The organism is Martinezella miluonensis (assembly GCF_900094545.1).
Taxonomy (GTDB): domain Bacteria; phylum Pseudomonadota; class Alphaproteobacteria; order Rhizobiales; family Rhizobiaceae; genus Rhizobium; species Rhizobium miluonense.
Window position 1 is genome coordinate 14,402 of sequence record NZ_FMAH01000001.1, and the last position, 17,859, is coordinate 32,260.

General features: G+C 60.3%; 18 protein-coding genes. 5 read left to right on the top strand and 13 right to left on the bottom strand.

Annotated features, from left to right (window positions below):
* Positions 1 to 8: 8 nt before the first annotated feature.
* The 3 genes from fliG to GA0061102_RS00105 all read left to right on the top strand — a co-directional run bounded on the left by fliG (position 9) and on the right by GA0061102_RS00105 (position 2,671).
* A complete protein-coding gene (gene fliG, locus GA0061102_RS00095; protein WP_004128558.1) occupies positions 9 to 1,052 on the top strand; it encodes a flagellar motor switch protein FliG in 1,044 nt (347 codons plus the stop codon).
* 93 nt (positions 1,053 to 1,145) lie between these two features.
* Positions 1,146 to 2,225: a flagellar biosynthesis protein FlhB gene (gene flhB / locus GA0061102_RS00100; protein WP_092842885.1), complete on the top strand. Its 1,080-nt coding sequence runs from the start codon at positions 1,146 to 1,148 to the stop codon at positions 2,223 to 2,225.
* Positions 2,226 to 2,230: 5 nt separating this feature from the next.
* Positions 2,231 to 2,671, top strand: coding sequence for a hypothetical protein (locus tag GA0061102_RS00105; RefSeq protein ID WP_092842887.1), 441 nt, complete (start codon positions 2,231 to 2,233; stop codon positions 2,669 to 2,671).
* A gap of 53 nt (positions 2,672 to 2,724) precedes the next feature.
* On the opposite strand, the gene visR is transcribed toward GA0061102_RS00105, so the two are convergent.
* From visR to GA0061102_RS00170, 13 genes are all read right to left on the bottom strand, one after another.
* On the bottom strand, positions 2,725 to 3,471 hold the full coding sequence (gene visR / locus GA0061102_RS00110) for a transcriptional regulator VisR (RefSeq protein WP_167667856.1): 747 nt from the start codon (positions 3,469 to 3,471) through the stop codon (positions 2,725 to 2,727).
* 11 nt (positions 3,472 to 3,482) lie between these two features.
* Positions 3,483 to 4,220, bottom strand: coding sequence for a transcriptional regulator VisN (gene visN, locus GA0061102_RS00115; RefSeq protein ID WP_092842889.1), 738 nt, complete (start codon positions 4,218 to 4,220; stop codon positions 3,483 to 3,485).
* 523 nt (positions 4,221 to 4,743) lie between these two features.
* Positions 4,744 to 6,423 (bottom strand): flagellar basal-body MS-ring/collar protein FliF, encoded by a 1,680-nt coding sequence (gene fliF / locus GA0061102_RS00120; RefSeq protein ID WP_092842891.1) that lies wholly within the window; start codon positions 6,421 to 6,423, stop codon positions 4,744 to 4,746.
* 165 nt (positions 6,424 to 6,588) lie between these two features.
* Positions 6,589 to 6,978, bottom strand: coding sequence for a chemotaxis protein CheT (cheT, locus tag GA0061102_RS00125; RefSeq protein WP_092842893.1), 390 nt, complete (start codon positions 6,976 to 6,978; stop codon positions 6,589 to 6,591).
* A 16-nt stretch (positions 6,979 to 6,994) separates the two neighbouring features.
* The gene (gene cheD / locus GA0061102_RS00130) at positions 6,995 to 7,549 is read right to left on the bottom strand and encodes a chemoreceptor glutamine deamidase CheD (protein ID WP_092842895.1); all 555 of its coding nucleotides are present in this window, start codon (positions 7,547 to 7,549) and stop codon (positions 6,995 to 6,997) included.
* On the bottom strand, positions 7,546 to 7,935 hold the full coding sequence (locus GA0061102_RS00135; RefSeq protein ID WP_004128537.1) for a response regulator: 390 nt from the start codon (positions 7,933 to 7,935) through the stop codon (positions 7,546 to 7,548). Before GA0061102_RS00135 ends, cheD begins: the two co-directional genes overlap by 4 nt.
* Positions 7,935 to 8,978, bottom strand: coding sequence for a protein-glutamate O-methylesterase CheB (cheB, locus tag GA0061102_RS00140; protein WP_092842897.1), 1,044 nt, complete (start codon positions 8,976 to 8,978; stop codon positions 7,935 to 7,937). The genes GA0061102_RS00135 and cheB overlap by 1 nt, the downstream gene beginning before the upstream one ends.
* On the bottom strand, positions 8,975 to 9,883 hold the full coding sequence (gene cheR, locus GA0061102_RS00145) for a protein-glutamate O-methyltransferase CheR (protein WP_092842899.1): 909 nt from the start codon (positions 9,881 to 9,883) through the stop codon (positions 8,975 to 8,977). Before cheR ends, cheB begins: the two co-directional genes overlap by 4 nt.
* The gene (locus tag GA0061102_RS00150) at positions 9,880 to 10,347 is read right to left on the bottom strand and encodes a chemotaxis protein CheW (protein ID WP_092842901.1); all 468 of its coding nucleotides are present in this window, start codon (positions 10,345 to 10,347) and stop codon (positions 9,880 to 9,882) included. The genes cheR and GA0061102_RS00150 overlap by 4 nt, the downstream gene beginning before the upstream one ends.
* Positions 10,348 to 10,351: 4 nt before the next feature.
* A complete protein-coding gene (locus tag GA0061102_RS00155) occupies positions 10,352 to 12,634 on the bottom strand; it encodes a chemotaxis protein CheA (protein WP_092842903.1) in 2,283 nt (760 codons plus the stop codon).
* 16 nt (positions 12,635 to 12,650) lie between these two features.
* Positions 12,651 to 13,016, bottom strand: coding sequence for a chemotaxis response regulator CheY1 (cheY1, locus tag GA0061102_RS00160; protein WP_004128526.1), 366 nt, complete (start codon positions 13,014 to 13,016; stop codon positions 12,651 to 12,653).
* A complete protein-coding gene (locus GA0061102_RS00165; protein WP_092842905.1) occupies positions 13,013 to 13,309 on the bottom strand; it encodes an STAS domain-containing protein in 297 nt (98 codons plus the stop codon). The genes cheY1 and GA0061102_RS00165 overlap by 4 nt, the downstream gene beginning before the upstream one ends.
* A gap of 62 nt (positions 13,310 to 13,371) precedes the next feature.
* Positions 13,372 to 15,018, bottom strand: coding sequence for a globin-coupled sensor protein (locus GA0061102_RS00170; RefSeq protein ID WP_092842908.1), 1,647 nt, complete (start codon positions 15,016 to 15,018; stop codon positions 13,372 to 13,374).
* Between the two features lie 724 nt (positions 15,019 to 15,742).
* On the opposite strand from GA0061102_RS00170, the gene GA0061102_RS00175 reads away from it, so the two are divergent.
* Together GA0061102_RS00175 and GA0061102_RS00180 are read left to right on the top strand one after the other, a co-directional pair.
* Positions 15,743 to 17,239 carry an ArnT family glycosyltransferase gene (locus tag GA0061102_RS00175; RefSeq protein WP_092842911.1) on the top strand — a complete coding sequence of 499 codons (1,497 nt, stop codon included), beginning with the start codon at positions 15,743 to 15,745 and terminating at the stop codon, positions 17,237 to 17,239.
* Positions 17,240 to 17,399: 160 nt separating this feature from the next.
* A complete protein-coding gene (locus GA0061102_RS00180) occupies positions 17,400 to 17,819 on the top strand; it encodes a hypothetical protein (protein WP_092842913.1) in 420 nt (139 codons plus the stop codon).
* Positions 17,820 to 17,859: the final 40 nt, after the last annotated feature.

The following is a 17,859-nucleotide window of genomic DNA, read 5'->3' on the forward strand; positions in this document are numbered from 1 at the left end:
CGAAGACCATGATGGACTTTGACGATTTCAGCGGCGCACTTGCCGAGAAACCGTTATCTCAGACTGAAAAGGCGGCCGCCGTCCTTCTTGCTATGGGAAAGCAGGTGGCAGGGCGGCTGCTCAAATATTTTACCCAGAACGAATTGCAGATGATCATTGCCTCCGCGCAATCGCTGAGGCTCATTCCGCCGGACGAACTGGCTCAGCTCGTCGCGGAATTCGAGGACCTGTTTACCGAAGGCGCCGGCCTGATGGATAACGCCAAGGCCATCGAGAGCATTCTCGAGGAAGGCCTGACGCCGGACGAAGTAGACAGCCTGCTCGGCCGCCGTACCGCCTTCCAGGCCTACGAGACCTCGATCTGGGATCGCCTGGGCGAAGCGGATCCTGTCTTCGTTGCCAAGTTCCTCCTGCGCGAGCATCCGCAGACTATCGCCTATGTCCTGTCGATGATGCCTTCCGCTTTCGGCGCGAAGGTGCTGCTGCAGCTTCCCGAAGCCCAGCGCGCCGACATCATGAACCGTACCGTCAACCTGAAGGAAGTCAGCCCGAAAGCCGCGCAGATCATCGAGAACCGCGTGCTCGGACTGATGGCGGAGATCGATGCGGAACGCAACGCTTCCGGCTCGACCAAGGTCGCGGACCTCATGAACGAACTCGACAAGCCGCAGGTCGATACGCTGCTGACCTCGCTCGAATCGATCAACAAGGAATCGGTCGAGAAGGTTCGTCCGAAGATCTTCCTGTTCGACGATCTCACACGCATGCCGCAGCCGAGCCGCGTGCTGCTGCTCAACGATATCGCCTCGGACATTCTGACCATGGCGCTGCGGGGCTCGAACACGGAGATTCGCGAGATCGTCCTGTCCTCGATCAGCCCGCGCCAGCGTCGCATGATCGAATCGGATCTGCAGATGGGCAATACCGGCATCAACCCGCGCGAAATCGCTATCGCGCGGCGCGCCATCGCCCAGGAAGCCATCCGGCTTGCCAATTCCGGCCAGATCGAGCTCAAGCCCAAGGAAAATACGCCTGTGGAAGAAGCGGCTTGATCTCGCCGCGACTCACTTGAATTGTCTTAGAGTGCTAAGCTCAGGGCCGCGTATGAAGCGCGGCCCGTTTCCGTTGCGTAAAGGGCGGCTGCTTTGGCTGACGAAGACAAGGACAGTAAAACAGAAAACCCGACGGAGAAAAAACTCCGCGACACCCTGGAGAAGGGTAACGTACCGCATTCCAGGGAAGCAACGATCTTTGCCACTATGCTGGCGACGGTTATCTACGTCACCTTCTTCCTGCCCGCACGCATGGGCCGCATGGGCGAGATCCTGCGTGACCTCTTCGAAAAGCCGGATCAATGGAAGCTTGAGACCGGCCCCGACGCCATCTCGCTCTTCATCCGCATAGGCTGGGAAATCGCCAACATGGTGCTGCCCGCCGTGGTGCTCTTCCTGACCTTCGGCATCGGCGCCTCGATGTTCCAGAACCTGCCGACGCCGGTGCTGGAGCGAATCAGGCCGCAGTTCTCGCGGATCTCGCCCGTTGCCGGCTGGAAGCGCATATTCAGCATGACGGGCCTGGTGGAATTCGGAAAGTCTCTCACGAAGATCGTCATCGTGAGCGTCATCATGTTTTTCGTGCTGCGCAGCCAGTTCTTCCATTCGATCGACGCGATGGCTTCTGATCCGCAAACCATCTTTGTACGGCTCGCGACGATCGTTCAGCGAATCCTGGTCATCGTGCTCCTCGCAACCGCGGTCGTCGGCATCGCCGATATATTGTGGAGCCGTTACCACTGGTTCGACGAGCTGAGGATGACGAAGCAGGAAGTCAAGGACGAACACAAACAGTCGCAGGGCGACCCGATCGTCAAGTCGCGCCAGCGCTCGATCGCGCGTGACCGCGCCCGCCGGCGCATGATGAAGCAGGTGCCGCGCGCGACCCTCGTCATCGCCAACCCGACTCACTTTGCCGTGGCCTTGCGCTATGTACGCGAGGAAAACGACGCACCTGTCGTCGTTGCCAAGGGCCAGGATCTGATCGCTTTGAAAATCAGGGAGATAGCGGAAGCCAACAATATTCCCGTTTTCGAAGATCCGCCCCTCGCTCGCTCCATGTTTGCGCAAGTCTCGGTTGATAGCGTCATACCGTCAGTATTTTACAAGGCGGTCGCCGAACTTATCCATCGGATCTATGCCGTGCAGTCAAATAGAAAACGGGTACGATAAACCATATGAAAAAATGCCCCTACTCTGCCCAGCGCGAACAAATACTTGCCCAAGCCATCAGCCCCGTCGCAAGCGAGCTGCGTCTTCTCGATGCCGCCGACTTGATCTCGCTGCTGCGTTTCGAACGCTACGGTAATCTTGCTGACCTCGTGGCCTCGGCCGCTGAGCTCTATTTCCTTCCAGGCGTGGTCAATTTCGGGCTCGGTGGCGACTATAAGCTCGATTGGGGCGGCCCGGCCGAAGTGACGCTCGATCTGGAGATCAAACCGCAGGGCGTCACCATCTATGCCAAGCTTGCCCTGACGGAGCACTACGCCGGCATCGAAATCAACCATATCGCCTTCGACAGGGCATCTGCCGATCCGGACGAGAACACGGCACTTCTCGCACGCAGTCTGAAGGATGCACGTTACGTCACCCACGGCGAAACAGTGCACGCATTCTGAACCCCTGAAGAAAAACGAAGACCTGCGAAGCTATCCGCCGAGGCGCTGCACTGTCAGCTTATGTAGCCGAAGCGGATCGCCTTCGCGATCGCCTGGATGCGATTGACGCTGTCGAGCTTGATCGTTGCCGATCCGAGATAGGCGTTGACGGTATGAACCGACAATCCCAGTTTTTCTGCGATTTCTTCGCTGATGCGCCCGTCGCCGGCCAGCTGCAGGCAGGCGATCTCGCGCTCGCTCAGCGCTTCGGCCGCCTGAGAGCGGCGTTCGTCCAGCGACAGTAGCTCCATCATGATCTGACAGCTGCGGCCATGCAATTCGACGATCATGTCACTCGCCAGATCCATGAATTTCGCCGTGAAGACGACGTAGCCATTGCCTACGGCTCCGAGCCGCACGGGAAAAGCAACGCCGGCGAAGGGCAAGAGATGGGGTTTCAGGCGCTGCGTAAAGGCCGCAAAGTCGGGCGTCTCGGCGGTGCTGTCGCTATCGCGGCCATTCCACATGAGCGGAAGCAGCGACTTGTCGATGTGCTCGATCATGGCGTCGCCGTAGGCATCCACGAAAGACTTGGCAATGACGGAATTGGCGGAGCCCCAGTTGTCGAGCTCGCAGACCAGACGTTGCTTATGCGGCAGGCCGGAGCCGTGAAGGCGGTAGACCGCGAAGTGCTGTGCATCGATCAGCTTCAGCATCGATACCAGCTTCGGGAAGAGATCGGAGCGACCAGAAATCCGGCCCGAGCGGGTCAGCCGCGCTTCTGTCGGCATGTCCATCGTCCTGTCTGGCTGATATCGCATTCAACGAGCCTTCAAACGAGGTTGTTTCGCACGGCAAAGGCAATAGCCTCGGACCGGGTCTTGGTGGCGGTCTTGCGCATGACGCTGGTGATGTAGTTGTTGATGGTGTTGCGCGATATCCCGAGGATCATGGCAATCTCATCGCTCGTCTTGCCTTCGGCAATCCAGAACAAGCATTCCAGCTCGCGGTCGGTCAGATCGAAATCGCGCTCCAGCTTGTCCTCGAAGCAGCGGGTGCAGCTGGCAAGGTAGCCCGACAGCAGACCGACATCGCGCAAGCGCTCCGACGCGAGCGATGCCGATTCGCGAGCCAGCAGCATCAGGGAAAAGCGCGTACGGCCGACATTGAGGGTCAGCGCGTGATATTGCCGGCCAACGCCTTCCGGCAACTCGATATCCTCAGGCAGAGAAGCCAGGCTCGGCTGGAACAGCGACATGCACTTTTCCAGCTCGCCCATACGGCCATAACCGCTGGTCAATTCGGAGGCCAGGCGCCTGACGAGATCGAAGGGCCAGTCGGAAGAGACGACGAAATCGAGGCCGCTTTCCTGGATGAAATCACAGCGCGCCAGAAGATAGTGCGAGGCACCGGCGTAGTTCGCCAGCGCGCGCAGCCCGGCTTGCAGATAGGTTGGGCCGGAAATGGCGCTCAGCTGAAGAACGAGCTGCTCGCGCGACATGGCGCCGGCTGATGCCGTTGACCGCGCATCCCTATCGCCTTTGCTCAACTGCGATATCTGTATGTCCATTCCTGCATTTCCTGCCACTGTTGGACGATCTGTCGTCAACGAGAGCATCATTCCGTCGAAACCCGTCACATCGCCCAGAAAAACCGATCGCGATTTTCCAGAAGGCATCAGAGCCGAATCATTATTTACCGCGACACAAACACATCCCGGTGAAGGCAGGGCGGGAGAACGCACCCGGTATTGGTTTTCACGTCGGCAATCGTACCAGCATAAGCACTGCGGACACGATCTACGAACCATGAACCGATTGTTCCGTCCCTCGAACTCTGCAAGTTCCAAGAACTTGCGAAATACATAAATCGAGGGCCGATTCGCGCCAGTTAAACGGCTACGACATATAGTCACACTATTTGTAGGTCGATTCTTTCTACCCAGCAACGTATATCCGCTGAAATTCCATCTTACGAACACGTCAAATTACTTGATCGCGGCTAACTGGCCACAGTGAAGCCCGTAACTTGGCTGACGGCGGAGGACAGCAGCCCAAAAATGCAAACGACCGGGATCTCTCCCGGTCGTTCCGTCAGGCAGCCTGGTCGACGGCCCATTTTCTAAGGATTTTTGCGGCGCGCTCTTCGCTGATTTCCACCATACGCGACAGGCGGCGTTCGGGCCCTTCCTTGACGCGGCGGTTGAAGGTGCCGGCGTCGTCGCCCATGGTCAGCAGATCGTCGGTACTGTCGAAGCCGAAGTCCGAGCCGAAGCCGTCCATGAGCGCGGCACCGGGACCGCCCACGGCGGGAGCGAAGTCCGGCAATTCCAGGCCGGCCGCCTCCGGCAGGGCCGTGGCACCAGCCGCGCCGCCACCAAGCGAGCGGATCAGCGGACGGAAGCCCATCCAGACGATCAGGAAGGCAACCGCAACGAAGGCCAGCGAATTGATGATGCCCGCGAGGTTACGGCTCAGCATGTCCATGATGCTGAAGCTTGAAGAGGTGTCTTCGAGCAGCTGATTGTCGAGGAAGTTCATCGCATTGACGGTGACGACGTCGCCACGAGTCTGATCGACGCCTGCAGCCGTTGCAACGATCTTCTGCATTTCGGCGATATAGGCATCGACCTTCGCCTGGTCGGCGCCTTCGCCGAGCATCTGGGCGATGCGGCCCCTGTTGACCACCACGGCTACGGAGAGCTTTTCGATCTTGTAGCTGTTGCGGGTTGTCGCCGTCGTCTTGCTGTTGATTTCGTAGTTGGTCTGCTCTTCGCGCTTGTCGGACTGATCGTTCGACGTCGGCGAGTTGCCGCCGGATTTCGGAGCCGCCTGCGGGATATTCTGTTCCACGGTCGCGGCCGTATCAGGCTGGCTCTGCTGCGACTTCTGCGCTTCCTTTACCGTGCGGACGGAACGCTCGACCTTCGATTCCGGATCGAAGGTGGTTTCCTTGACCTGCTGGCTGTCGGTATTGAGCTGTGCCGTTACGCTGGAACGGAAATTGTCCATGCCGAGGAACGGTGCGAGCGCCTTGTTGATGTTGCCTTCGATCTCGCCCTGCACGTTCTGCACGATGCCGAGATTACGGCTGAGCGCGCCGTTGCTGGGATCGTCGCCCGATGCGAGCAGCTGGCCGGTCGAATCGAGGATCGTAACGTCGTCGACCTCCAGGCCCGGAACGGCGGAGGCAACCAGATGACGGATGGCCGGCGCCGATTTGCGGGCCGCATCCGCACTGGCGCGGATCATCACCGAGGCCGTCGGCTTCTGGTCCGCCCGGCGGAAATTGCCGACATCCTGCATGACGATGTGAACGCGTGCGGCGCTGATGCCTGCGATGGAAGTGATGGTGCGGCCGATTTCGCCTTCGAGCGCGCGGACGCGGGTGACTTCCTGCATGAAGGAGGTCAGGCCGAGCGAACCGACATTGTCGAAGAGTTCGTAGCCGGCTTTGCCGCTGCTGGGCAGGCCGCGTTCGGCAAGCAGCGCACGAGCCTTGCCGGTCATCCCGGCCGGAACGGTCAGGCTCGTGCCGTCGGTACCAACCTGAAAATTGATCTTTGCTTCTGCGAGCGCAATGCTGATCTGATTGAGATCGGTCGCATCCAGGCCGACATAAAGTGTCTCCTGGGCGGGCTTGTTAACGTAAAGGGCCGCAAGAAGGACCATCACAATGGAAGCTGCGGCGACGCCACCCATAATCAGCAGGCGCGTTCTGCCCAGATTCTGGAGATTCCGGAATAGGGGAACTAATTGATTTAACAGATTCATTCTGTTCTCGCACGATTCGTCAAAGACCTGATGGCTTTGTGCTCTGTAGCGAAAATAGAAATCGAAACTTGTGCGAGCGTTTCGTCCGGCCTTGCCAGAAGGAAAAAGCCGGGGAGAAACGGAGAGAATTATATAAGAAAAACAATATCCGTTGCGGATGCCCGATCAGAAGAAATCGAAGTCGCCGGCAGCCTTTGCCATGGGCTGGGGAAGGGAGTGAAAATTGCCGCCACTAAGCGCCTTCTGCATCTCGGTCAGCTTGACGAGGCTCAATGCCGCCGCGAGATCGACCGTCCATCCCTCCGGCATGGTGCCGGCAATGGTATCGATGAACTCGGCGATGCCGCGCGTTTTCTGCACCGCGAGGTCGATGCCCTGTATGACCTTCATCGTCCCGGGCGATTCCAGCACCTTGGCGCCGCCGACATCGAGCAGCTGCGGCTCGATGCGTTCGATCAGATAGGCGACGTCGTGCAATTCGGAAACGATGCGCAGCAAGATAGCCGGAAGCATGTCCTCGTTGGCAGTCATTTCAGCGCGCTGGAAGGAAGTCATGCGGTTGCCTCGTTGATCAGAAAAATTCGATCGTATTGTCGACCGGCTTCGGAGCGACGACCGGACGCTGTTCCAGCGCCACGGTCTTCTGCGTCTCCGCACCGGTTAGCGGGTATTGTCTGGCTCGTCCGGAGATCGGCCAATATTCGACCTTGCGCCCATGTTCGCCGCCGGTGCTGGAACCGACGACGGGGATGCCTTCGTCCTTCAAGAACTGCATGGCAAAGGCTGCATTCTGCTCGCCGACATTGGAGAAGGTAGCGATCGTCTTGGCACCGCCGAAGACTTTTGCCTCCAGCCGGTCGCGACGCGCACCCTTCTTCAGGAGGCCGTTGATCAGAAGTTCCATCAGGTGCACGCCGTATCGCGTCGCATCACCACCGCTCATCGGCGAGCTTGCCATTCCCGGAAGGAGGAAATGGTTCATGCCGCCGACGCCGGCGATCGGGTCGCGCAGGCAGGCCGCCACACAGGAACCAAGAATGGTGGTCAACACCACATCCGGATCGCTTAGAACCTTATACTCGCCCTGGATGATGTGCACGCGACGGGCAGCACCCTCAACGATCATTTCAATGCTCCGAACACGGCCTCGATGGCTGCTTTCATCTTTTCAATGGTGAAGGGCTTCGCCAGAACATTGTTGGCCCCGAGCTGAGCCGCTTTCTGAACCAGCGCGCGGTCGCCCTGTGCCGTCAGGATGATGAAGGCGGCCTTCTTCGTCGTCGGATTGGTACGGACGGCCTGCAGCAGGCCGAGCCCATCCATCTTCGGCATGTTGAAGTCGGAAATGACCAGATGATGGGGCTGCTGCTCCATGATCTTCATCCCCTGTTCACCGTCGCCGGCCGCCGTGATCTGCTTGAAGCCGAGCTGCGTCAGCGCATCGCTCAACAAGAGGCGGCTGGTGACCTGATCGTCGACGATCAGAACTTTGATTTTCTCCGCTAGAGACATTATTCGCTCCCTTCCTTTCGGGCGGCTGTGATTTTCAGAATTTCCTCGCCAATGGCATTCAGCGGAAACTGTTGTTCGACGGCGCCGAGCTCGTGGGCGACCCTCGGCATACCGTAGACCACGCAGGTCTTCTCGTTCTGGCCGATGGTGCGCGCACCGGCGTGGCGCATCTTGAGGAGACCGGCGGCGCCGTCGCGCCCCATGCCGGTCAGGATTACGCCGACGGCGTTGCGGCCTGCCAGTTCGGCAACCGAATCGAAAAGCACGTCGACGGAAGGGCGATGGCCGTTTACCGGCCCGCCGTCTACCAGACGGCAATGGGGTGCCGAAGCGTTGGCAACCCGCAGGTGCCTTTCGCCGCCGGGCGCCAGATAGATCTTGCCGATCGCCAATCGCGCACCATCAGTCGCCTCTTCCACGACAGGTGCGCAGAGGCGGTTCAGACGTTCGGCAAAGCTGCGCGTAAACGTCGGAGGCATATGCTGGGTGATGACCGTCGGCGGACAATTGGCCGGAAATTTCTGCAGCACATTGATCAACGCCTCGACGCCGCCGGTGGACGAACCGATGGCAACGATCTTGCGACCGACGCGGAAATCGGCGACGGCCTGCACCGGCGCGCGTTGTGCGGCAGGCTTGACATATTGTCGCTGCGAACGGGCAGCAGCCTTAACCTTCTCCGCCAGGTCGCCGAAGGGATGCGGCTCGCTCGGCGAGGGTTTCCCGACGCAATCGAACGCACCGATTTCCAGGGCTGCGAGCGTCGCATCGGCGCCGCGATGCGTCAGGGTCGAAACCATGATGACCGGCATGGGCCGCAGCGTCATGATCTTTTCCAGAAATTCGAGGCCGTTCATGTTCGGCATCTCGATATCGAGTGTGACGACATCCGGATTGAGAGCCTTGATTGCGGCGCGCGCCTCGAGCGCATCACCGGCCTGGCCGACGACGTCAACCTCGGGGTCGGAGCGTAGCACCGCAGTGATCAGGCCACGCATGGTCGGAGAATCGTCGACAACGAGAACACGGGCAGCGGCGCTCATGGTTTCCTCCCCGCGTTTTTGCCAAGATAGCGATAGGTCGTGATGCCGATGTTATCGAAGAGATGTTTCGATTCCCCAGCGACACGCTCGGAATGGCCGATATAGAGGTGGCCGCCCTCCTGCAACTGACCGGCGAAACGCGACCAGATCTTCACCTGCGTCGGTTCGTCGAAATAGATGACGACGTTGCGGCAGAAGATGACGTCGAAGGTGCCCTTGAAGGGCCACTGCGCCATCAAGTTCAGCTCGTTGAAGGTAATGAGCCGCTTGACGCGGTCATCGATCTGAAATTTGCGGCGCCCCTGAACATTGACTTCCTGGAACCATTGCTTGCGCATCGCGGGCGAGATCGTTTCCAGCGCTGCTTCGTCATAGGCGCCGGCACGGGCGAGACCGAGGATCTTCGGATCGATATCCGTCGCCAGGATCTTAAAATCGAGCTCCGCGACATTCGGCATGAGCGCCAGAACCGTCAGAGCGATCGAGTAAGGCTCCTGGCCGTCGGAGCAGGCGGCAGACCAGATCCGCACGCGGCCGCCGGCCTTGGCGCGTGCCAGCAGGCCCGGCAGGACCTCAGTGCGCAGATGATCGAAATGGTGGTTCTCGCGGAAGAAGCGGGTGAAGTTGGTCGTCAGATGCGACAGCATCTCGCGCCGCGCCGCACTTCCCGCCGGCGAAGAAACCAGCAGGCAATAATCGCGGAAGCCCGGCAGACCCAGCGCGCGAATATGCTTCGACAGCCGCGAATAGACCAGCGACGCCTTGCTTTCATTGAGGGAAATACCGGCATCCGCATAGATCATGGCGGCGATCTCGGCGAGATCGCGCCGGGTCAGCGGATATTCACCGCTAGCCAGGACCTCGTCCGGCGATGCCTTGAGATCTATTGCTCCCATCACATTCATGCAGCTTCGCTTTCACTCTCGGGGAACAGGGCTTCCAGTTCGATCAGGCAGATCATGCGGCGGTCGATGGCGACGATGCCGCGCGCGAACTGCCGTTCATGGTCGGACGAGACATCTGGCGTCGGCTGGACACTGTCATCGGTGATCGTCAGAATGTCCGAGACGGCATCGACGAGAAGGCCCACCACCTTGCGGTTGACCTGCGCCACAATGATCACATGCCGCGCCGTCGGCTCCGCATTCTTCATGCCCAGCCGGCTCGAAAGATCGATGATCGGCAGTACGGCACCGCGCAAGTTGACGACGCCAAGCATATAGGCAGGCGCATGCGGCATGACGGTTGCCGGCGTCCAGCCACGAATTTCCCGAACCGACATGATGTCGACGCAGAACTCCTGGTCGCCGATCCGAAAGGCGATCAGCTCCCGGGCCCCCTGGATCATGTTCTTGACGGCATGGGACATCGACTTACCCCGCCGCTGCGTAAGATATTTCAGGCTTCAGCGACTGGCCGCGCGAAGCGCCGACCACGGCATCGACATCGAGGATCAATGCGACGCGGCCATCGCCAAGGATGGTTGCAGCCGCAATGCCGGGCACATGCGTGTAGTTCGCTTCGAGGCTCTTGATGACGACCTGACGCTGCCCCTGGATGGCATCGACCATCAGCGCGCGCTGACCGCCGCCTTCGGATTCCACCAGCAGAGCGACGCCGTCGACCGGATTGGCCTGCGTGGCGCGGAAGTTCAGGATGCGACCGACATCGACCAGCGGGCAGAAGCTGTTGCGGATCGAGATCAGACGATGGTTTGCACCGAAGGAATGGATGGCGGATGCTTCCGGCTGCAGCGTTTCGACGATCGCCGTCAACGGTACGACCAGTGTCTGACCGGCAACCGTCACCACCATGCCGTCGAGGACGGCAAGCGTCAGCGGCAGGCTCATGGTGAAGACGGAGCCCTGCCCCGGTCTGGAGCTGATGTTGATGCGGCCGCCGAGTGCCTGGATCGAGCGCTTGACCACGTCCATACCGACGCCGCGGCCAGAAATGTCGGAGATCTTGTCGGCGGTCGAGAAGCCCGGCAGGAAGATCAGGTTGTCGACTTCCTCATCGGAAAGATTGGCGTCGGCTGCGATTAGGTCATTGTCGATGGCCTTCTGGCGCACCTTTTCGCGGTTGATGCCGGCGCCGTCGTCGGCAAGCTCGATCAGGATGCGGCCCGAACGGTGCTTTGCCGTCAGGCGAACAGTGCCTTCCGGATTCTTGCCGAGCGTCGCGCGCTTTTCCGGGGTTTCGATGCCGTGGTCGACGGCATTGCGGATCATGTGGGTGAGCGGTTCGGCAAGCTTGTCGATGACAGTCTTGTCGACTTCGGTGTTCTCACCCTCGGTGATCAGGCGGATCGACTTGCCCGTCATGTCGGCGATTTCGCGGACGATGCGTGACATGCGCTGGAAGACCGGCTTCACCGGCTGAGCGCGGATCGCCATGACGCTGTCCTGGATCTCGCGGGTGAGCTGCTGCAGCTCTTCGAGACCCATGTTGATCGAGGACGCGCCATTGTTGTCATTCTCGATGACGCTCTGGGACAGCATCGCCTGGTTGATGACGAGCTCGCCGACCAGATTGATCAGCCGGTCGACACGATCGAGATCGACGCGAATGGTCTGGCCGACACCGGCTGCAGCGTTATTCTGCGCTGCTGCGGCGGCATTGGCGGCGGCGGCAGCCGCAAGGGCTGCCTCCTTCTTTTCGACGCGTGCGGCAACGGCGGCGAGCTGCGTGACGTTGCTGGCGGTTTCAGCTGCGGCAACGGCCGCAGCGGCATCGCTCTTCGGCCGCGGCACTTCCCCGATCGGCTCAGCCGCCGGCTCGGCGCGCTCCTCATCGAGGACGGAAAGATCGAAGGGCACAGGAACCATCGGCAGCTCTTCACCGCTTGAGGCACCGGCATCAGCTCCGACCGGCCGGACATCGAGCTCGCAATCCCATTCGGCAAACTCGAAGACAGTGCGGATGGCATCCTCGCCCTTGTCCGTCTTGATCGAGATCGTCCACTTGAAATAGGCCCCTTCCGGGTCGATTTCGGGAAGGCCCGGCAGCGCATCCACGTCGCAATAGACGCTCATCTCGCCCAGGCGCGCGAGATCGCGCAGCAGCAGCGTGGCGTCGTTGCCCTTGGCATAGAGATCGGAGCGCGGCTTGAAGCTGACTTCATATTCCGGCATGCCATTGGCGGATTGCTCGTCGGCGCCGAAATCGTCATCGAAGCTGAAGGGGATCGGCTGAAAACCGCTGTCATCCGTAGGGGCTGCGGCTGGCTTGGGAGCCGCCTCTGCGACGACCGCGACGGATGGTGCAGGAACATCGCCGTTCGCCAGTGCCTCCAGCTCCTTGACCAGCCCGCGGCTGCGCGCCTGATCGACACTGCCGCCGTCGCGGGCGGCGTTGGTCAGATCGGCCAGAACGTCGGCCGCCTTGAGCATCACCTTCAGGACGTCCTGGGTCGGCTCCAGCTTGTTGGATCGAACGCAATCGAGCGTCGTCTCGAAGACGTGAGCAAATGAGACCAGGTCGTCCAGACCGAAGGCTCCTGCCCCACCCTTGATGGAATGAACGGCGCGGAAGACGGCATTGACGGTTTCCGGATCCCGGTCGCCATCATTCATTTTCAGGAGACCGGATTCCAGTTCGGCGAGCTGCTCTTCGCACTCCTGGAAGAAAATCTCTTTGATTTCGTTCATATCCATAAGGGGCGGATCCTGTTTAAGCGGTTACGCGCTCGATGGCATCGATCAGCTTGGCGGGGTCGAACGGCTTGACGATCCAGCCGGTCGCACCGGCCTGGCGGGCACGGTTCTTCTTTTCAGCGTCGCTCTCGGTCGTCAGGACGAGGATGGGAACGGCGCGATATCTGTCGTTCCGGCGCACACCCTCGATGAAGCCGAAGCCGTCGAGGCGCGGCATGTTGATATCGGTGACGATCACATCCGGATTGGCTTCTTCCAGAATTTCCAGACCTTCGACTCCGTCTTCAGCCTGAATAGTCTCGAAACCCGCATTATTGAGGGTGACAAGAAGCATGTTTCGAATGGTCCGCGAATCATCCACGGTCAGTACTTTTTTCTTCATTGCCGGATCTCCTTGGCAGGCAGGTGAGAGATATCCACCCCGATCATCTGCATCGTTTTCTGAAACGCGTCCGACACCTTGGAGAAGGTGAAGGACAGCTTGTCCTCATCCCAGGTCTTGGCAGCAGCCATGATGACCTGCATGCACAGGGCCCCAATCCTTTCGACGCCGGACGCATCGATCACGACATTGCTGCCGCGCATCCCCATCAACTTGCCGCGAAGCGTCGAGGCCTCGTTGAGGTCCAGCACCGCAGCCAGACTGATTGTCTTTTCGCCTTTCCTGCTACGCATCGCTTCATTCCTTGTTGTCTGAAATCGGACCCGCCGGCCCGAATGCGCAAAAAACTGTAAAATCAGTAGGCATTCCGTTCGCCTCCCATTGCGGCCCTGCGAAGCGGGAAGCCGAAATCGGCCATCTCGTCCTCATCCCGCCCAACGTTGAATTCGTCGCGGGCGGGAAGCTGTCGCTGCTGAGCGGCCTTCACCGGTGCCGGAGCGGCCGCATGGCGCCGCTCGCGCTCGATGCGAAACTCGCGGATGGTGCGGCCAAGCTCGACAACAACGGTTTGGAGGTGATCGGCGCCTTCCTGCGAACGATCGGCCAGGCCTTCGTCTGCGGCAGCGCGCGTGCTGAAATCGCCAATATCCGTCGAGAGCGAATGCAGTCCGGCCACTTGCACGTCGCTCGCCGCTGCGATCCCGGAGATGGCTTCATTGATGTCGGTCACCTGGCGGACGATGCTGCCGATCGCATCCTGCGTGCGGCCGACCATCTGCACGCCCGCATCGACCTGGGCCTTCGTGCCCGTCACCAGAACCTTGATTTCGCGGGCGGCATCGGCGGAACGCTGCGCAAGGGCGCGAACCTCCTGCGCAACGACGGCAAAGCCGCGGCCGCTATCGCCGGCGCGGGCGGCTTCGATACCGGCATTCAAGGCCAGAAGATTGGTCTGGAAGGCGATTTCATCGATGACGCCGATGATCTGGCCGATCTTTTCGGCCGAGGTCTCGATATCGGCCATGGCCGATATCGCCTGCCCGACGATCCGGCCGCTGTCTTCCGCAGCCGTACGCGTCGATACCGCCGCGCGTTCAGCCGAGCGCGTATTGGCGGCATTGCCGCGCACCTGATCGGCAAGCTCGGCAAGCTGGCGCGCCGAGGCTGCGAGGCCCTGCGACTGTTCGGCCGAATTTTCCGCGAGGGATTTCGAAAAGCGGGAAATGCTTTCGCTTGTCGCCTCCGCCGTCTGCACGCCGCCAGCCAGAGCCGAAAACTGCTGCTGGATGTCCGCCAGCGCCGCATTCAAAACTTCCGCGACTTCCGCATAAGCCTCGGGACAATCGGTCGGCATCCGGGTCGTCAGATCGCGATCGGCAAGACCATTGGCGACCTCGGCGATGAAGGCGGTCGCCTCGGCACGATCTGCAGCCCGTTGCTCAACCAGCATGCGCTGATGGCCGACCCGCATTTCGTTGAAACGCAGGGACACGGCGATTTCGACATCGACCATGACAAGGCGAACGACTGATGTGACCAGCTCGCTCAATTCGCGGGCACGGCGCTTGGCTCCGGGCAGGATGGCGCGACCGCCCAACTCTTCGACGAGACCGGTAAGAATATGCTCCAGCATGACGCCATGGCCGGCAACGTGCCAGCGCGGGTCGAGCCCCATCTTGCTCTCACTGTCGGATAAAACCTTGACGCGCTCTGCATAGAGGCTGTCGAAGCGGGCATCCGTCAGCACATCCCAATGCGAGGACTGCAGATCCTGGAGCCGTTCGAGCTGGCTTTCGCTGGTGAAATTGCGCGCGGCGTCGGGAAAGGCCTGGAACCGGCGGAAGAGATCGCGCAGGCCGGCTTTGAGATGGGCCTCGAGCATCGGCCGGTTGCGGCGCAGCGTCTCGCATTGTCCGGCATCGAGACCAGCAAAACGCAAGCGGTCGCGAAGGCTGCCAGCCTGCGCCCTACCTGCCTGATCTGACGGCGAATCCTGCGCCAAAATCGTCCCCGCCGAAATGCCGCACGCTCAAGCGCCGGCGAAACCGCTGATGATCCGCGCCAGGCGCGATGAGGACGCGAGGAAAAGCATAGGCGGCCGGCGATCAAATGATCGAGGCGCTAAAGCTCGCTCGTTCATCAAAGTCTTGTGCGGACCTGTTTGATGAGATGGATACCGGATCGAACCCGGTACGACGGGGCGGCTTCATGCCTTTTGAGAACGAGTCACAATTTTCCCATTCCGACGTTCAGGCTCATTATTTATGGTTAATTCCTTGCCCGAAGGTTAATGACCTCGGACCGACCGTCTTGTTTCGATCGCATCTAATTTAGATGTTACTTTTCTGCGCCTTCGGCCCGACAGCAAACGCGCCTGGACGCAAGTCACGAGCAAGCTTCATACCCTACTGCTCCAGGCGTAGACACCTTCGATGTCGATACGGAGAGAGCAATGATTGTTCTTGGTTTGACCGCTTCGCTGATGGCCAGCATGACGCTCGCGGCCTTCATGCTTCTGTGCCGCATCGAAGAAGCCCGCGGCAAGGCCTCTCGCATCCTCTAACGATGTCGAACCCGATATCTCCGGGCCGCAGGGTCGGGCGCGAAGCCCTTTGCACTTTGAGACAGGGCGCCGCTTCGCCATCTTTCTCGTTCGCCGGCCGCTAGCATTAGGCTTGATAGTTCCGTATTAAGCCTCACGACCTGGCACCGAGATCTATCATTTAATGTCCGATACGACCCAATCCCGAACGAATACCCAGAAGCTTTCGCTGGGAACAGCGCTTGCGATCATCTTCGGAGTGACGCTCTGGCGCGTGCTCATGTTGCTGATCAACAGGACGGACCTGTTCGTCGACGAGGCGCAATATTGGTTCTGGGGTCAGAACCTGGATTTCGGCTATTATTCCAAGCCGCCGATGATTGCCTGGGTCATCCGCTTCTTCAATACGATCTCGGGATCGGACTCGACATTCTGGATCCGCATCTCGGCGCCGCTTTTTCATCTCGCCACCGCCCTGATGCTGATGGTGACGACGCGACGGCTGTTCGATGGAGAAGAAGGGCGCAATATTGCCCCCTGGGCCGGCGTCATCTTCATCACCCTGCCGGCCGCATCGCTTTCGGCCGTGCTGGTGTCGACCGACACGATCCAGATCCTGTTCATCACGATTGCCATCTGGGCCTTTATCGGCCTGACCAGGCGTTCTTCCGTTTCCGAAGCTCTGATCCTCGGCCTCGGCCTCGGCCTCGCCTTCATGACGAAATACTCCGTGCTCTTCCTGCTGCCGGGCGTGGGCATCGCCATGCTGACGCTGCGCTCCGCGCGCATCGCCTGGCGGGACGTCGCAATTGCCGCCGTCGTCGGTGCCATCGTCGTTGCGCCCAATCTTTGGTGGAACCTCACGCATGACGCAGCGACCGTAAAACACACCGGAAGCATCGCCCGGTGGAGCACAGGTGGCAGCGGGGCCAGCCCGCTGAAGCATCTCCTCAACGGGCTCAACTTCGTCGGAGCGCAGTTCGGCGTGGTCGGTCCAGTCGTATTCTATGCGCTTTTGTGGGCGACCTGGCGGCTGATCCGCGGGCAAAGCGACGACAAGGAGAAATTGCTGTTCTGGCTATCCATGCCGGTGGTGATCCTGATCGCTCTGCAGGCCCTCTTCGCCAAGGCCTATGCCAACTGGGCTGTCGCCGCCTATGCTGCAGGCACTATTCTTGCAGTCCTGCTGCTCTATCGCCTGACGAAGAAGGGGCTGGTCACCTCGCTGATCATCGGCGCGATCGTCGCCATCGTCATCCCGGTGCTGACCGTTCTCGCGCTTGATGTCAAAATGCCGAACGGCGATCTCGTCATGAAGCGCTATGTCGGCCGCAGCATCGTCAGCCTGGAAATCGCCGATATCTCTACGACTGCAAAGCTGCCTGATATCGTGGCGTCGGATCGCGCCATCCTTGCCGATCTCTTCTATACGCTGAAGGGCAAGCCATTCCACATCTACGCCCGCAATTTCGGCGGCTTCCCGAAGAACTATTACGAGCAGGATTTCTCCCTACCCGCCAATGTGACCCGTCCGGTGCTGTTCGTCGACACCGATCCGATCACCTGCCCCGAAGGCCAGGCCGAGCTCATCAAGAGCTGGTCGCCTCCCTTCGGCGATATGAAGGGCGATACACTCTATGCCTATCGCGTTCCGGCAAGCTGCCTGGCGCCGAAGCCGTGATGCCCGATAGTCCTGTCATGGAAGAAATCGCGCCGGGACGGTTGACCGGCCGGCGCAAGTGCATCATGACGGGACGCACTATGAAGGCGCGAGGCGTCCTGATATCATGACCGAACCGCCGGAGTTCGCGCCGGCAAAGGAAAGAAGGCATTTCTGACCGTTGAGCCCACTCGAATTCGGCGCTGCCGACAGCGAAGATAGAGACGACAGGACGCACCGCGCCGGAGCGCGCGTGATTGCCTCGCTGTTCGTCGCATTTTTCGCCTATATCGGGCTAGCGCTTGGCGGCGGCATCAACCTTGCCACGCGGGCGGATGCAGATGCTCTCTCTTCCGGTAGGGAAAGCCAGCCACTCTACCTTTCTCTGCGGGATCCGGTTCGCGGCACTCTCGTCGCCGATCGGCTAGTGACGCCGAAGGCCACCTGGCACGACATAGGGCCTGCAACGCTTACTGCCCTTCCCTCCCTCGGATATCCGGCCACACCCTGGCAGCCGCGCCATGCGGACAACGTCTCGCGGCTCGAAACCCTGGCACTTCGCGCCTATCTCGCTCGCGGTCCTCCAAGCAGGCTCGCCTAAGCGGTCGGCGCAGACGCGCTGCATTCCCGACATGATCTTC